General features: G+C 46.4%; 4 protein-coding genes. All 4 read left to right on the top strand.

The annotated features are described in order from the left end of the window. The first annotated feature begins 559 nt into the window (after positions 1-559). On the top strand, positions 560-925 hold the full coding sequence (locus ACY69O_RS06580) for a DUF805 domain-containing protein (protein WP_462332670.1): 366 nt from the start codon (positions 560-562) through the stop codon (positions 923-925). 138 nt (positions 926-1063) lie between these two features. Continuing rightward, positions 1064-1648, top strand: coding sequence for a hypothetical protein (locus ACY69O_RS06575; protein WP_462332669.1), 585 nt, complete (start codon positions 1064-1066; stop codon positions 1646-1648). 29 nt (positions 1649-1677) lie between these two features. Next, a complete protein-coding gene (locus ACY69O_RS06570) occupies positions 1678-2307 on the top strand; it encodes a hypothetical protein (RefSeq protein WP_462332668.1) in 630 nt (209 codons plus the stop codon). Between the two features lie 20 nt (positions 2308-2327). Further along, on the top strand, positions 2328-2647 hold a 320-nt coding region (locus tag ACY69O_RS06565; protein WP_462332667.1), incomplete at its 3' end, for a zinc ribbon domain-containing protein.

The raw sequence follows: 2647 nt of genomic DNA, 5'->3' as shown, positions 1-2647 counted from the left end.
TGGCTCAGCTTGGTAGAGCGCTTCCTTGGGGTGGAAGAGGTCGCTAGTTCAAATCTAGTCGCTCCGACCAATTAAAAAAACATCGGGAATCCGCATAATAAGCGGGTTCCCGATTTTTCTATGTTATCATGAAATTTACTACAATTCTTCTAAATTATACCTGAGAGTTTGGGCGCGTCCCAAATCGCGTCCCAAAACGGTTTTTTACGCGTCCCAACTGCACGTAATTACTCGTTGTTTGTACCGTTCAAGATGCTCTCAACTTTGTCATATCCTTCTTTAGTCAGGGCGGCGTATATGTTAAGCGTGGTGGCTGTTTTGGAATGGCCCATGAGCTTTGACACGGGACGGAGATAATGGCATAACAGAATATTACTTTTATAACTGGAAATCACAGCAAGCCGGTCATCGCAATGATGGCCGGTTTTATGATTAAATGGTCGTAACTTTTGTTTGATAAAACGCTTATTTCCATTTATAATAAAACTATAAAGCAACATTTAATGTATGCTTTTGGCAAGGAGGAAACGGTATAAGTAATATGAGTGGGGGAAAATATGTGCCGGATAGCAGTTTGCAGTCAGTTTTTCTGCGCTGTGATAACCGTTTGAACAGAAAGCGCTATATATTGCGATGTCTTACAGTTTCCATGGTAGTTTCGGCAGGTATGGTCGGTCTTGCTCTTATTGCTGACAGGCTTCCCGGTTCAGCAATTACAGCGGCGGCAGTGTTGCTTTGGCTGATAGCCTTTATTCCGGGCCTCATGCTTACGATACGCCGGCTCCATGATTTGGATAAACAGTCCTGGTGGTGTATCGGTATGTTTGTCCCAATAGTTAATTTTCTGTTGTTATTTTTTCTTCTTTTTTGTAAAGGTACTAAGGGACCTAACCGATATGGGCCTGATCCGTTGGACGGGAAATAGTGTTAAGCCCGATCAACAATCAGTTGCAAGAATGGCGTAAACACAGGATAATGGTTGCAACCTGCTTCGCAGGCAGTCAAAGCAAATTTGAGCGGCGGTATAGACGACAGCTTATTGCATGAGCGGAGGGAGTTTGGTGTGAGTGTTGGCGAGGTGCGTATGAGAAAGATAATAAGGTTGTTACATGGGGTATTCTTTTTGACTGTTTTCCTGTGCTTTTTTACTTCGGTTGCGTCAGCTACGCCACCCGCTCCGGTGGATATAGAGACCTTTTCCGTGGATGGAAAGGTTACTGCGGTTATCAGTATATACGATGCATGGTCACAGCAAATCAGTTGCCAGGAAGACAGAGAGGAAGCAAAGGCCTTTTATAAACGAAAAGGCATGATGGATACGGATGGAACCCTGCGGTTTTCTCTTCTGTCTAAACAATCGCTACCGGGTACGGCGCAGGAAGTAGAGATCACGATGGAACCTTATGAGGACATGAGCCGACAGGCAGACAAAAAGCTGGACCCTTTCCATCGCACGGCGCAGGGTACGGCTGGCAAACGGCTAAACGTAAGCGTAAAATACAAAATACCGGATAAAACATGCCTGCTGGTTGCCACAGTAACGTTAAAAGATTATTATAAAAAAGATGACAAGGTGCTGCCACGTTATACCACGGTAGAATATGAATTCAGACAGGTGGGCGTTACTGAAAATGGTACTGGCAAGTGAGGAAAAACCTGAGGGAGGCGCTGAAAATAATGACTGATTCATTTTACAAAAGCAACAATATAACCATGTGCAACGACGGTAAGTACCGCTGGGTGTATGAACTGGATATGTATAAATCTTCGGCGATTATCAAAGAGATTTGGAGGGCGATGGGCATCGCCATTGTGATTGTTTTGGCAATTCTGTTTGCCATAAACATCATGGACAGCGATCTCATGGAGACGCTACAGTTCATTGCGCAGGCGGCGTGCATCCTGTTTGGGATTCTTCTGGTTCTCAGCATTATAGGCTATCTTATTTTTGCTTATATGATAGGCGGAAAGTATTGCGTAGTGTTTGAGATGGATGAGAGCGGTATCAATCACAAGCAGCATGAAAAGCACGTGAAGAAAGCGCAGCTGATCGGAGCGATTTCTGCGCTTGGAGGTGTTGCCGGAGGGCATTTGGGTGCGGCAGGCACAGGCGTTCTGGCAGCGGTGCGAACTTCTATGTACAGCAGTTTCAACGATGTGAAAGAAATAGAAATTTTGACGAAGGAGCATCTGATTCGTTTGAACGAAACCCTAAGCCGCAACCAAGTGTATGCGGACGACGAAGACTTTGCCTTTGTGGCAAATTATATTAAAGCGCGTTGCCGGAAGGCGAAGGTGAAAGGCTGATAAACGAAAGAAGGTGTACCATGGCGAAATTTTGTCGGTTTTGCGGTAAACCCGTAAAAGAAAACGCGAAATTCTGTGAAAACTGCGGTAAGTCACTGGCAAAAGCGAGTGCCGCGCCTGTGCCGCCCGTTTGTCCCAGGTGCGGGGAACCGCTGGCTCCCGATGTGGTGTTCTGCGGGAATTGCGGGCTAAACCTGCAGCAGGGAACAGGGTATGCCTCTGCAGTGCCTGAGCCAACAGTATCGGAAAACTGGCAACAGGACTGGAACCCGGCACAAAACCAGCAACAGGGGTGGGCTCCGCAGCAACCGCAAGGCAGGGAATATCCTCAGCAACAAAG

This window comes from Schwartzia sp. (in: firmicutes) (assembly GCF_978017985.1).
Note: the sequence above shows the minus strand (reverse complement) of the source record. Positions and strands in the feature narration are given on the sequence as shown.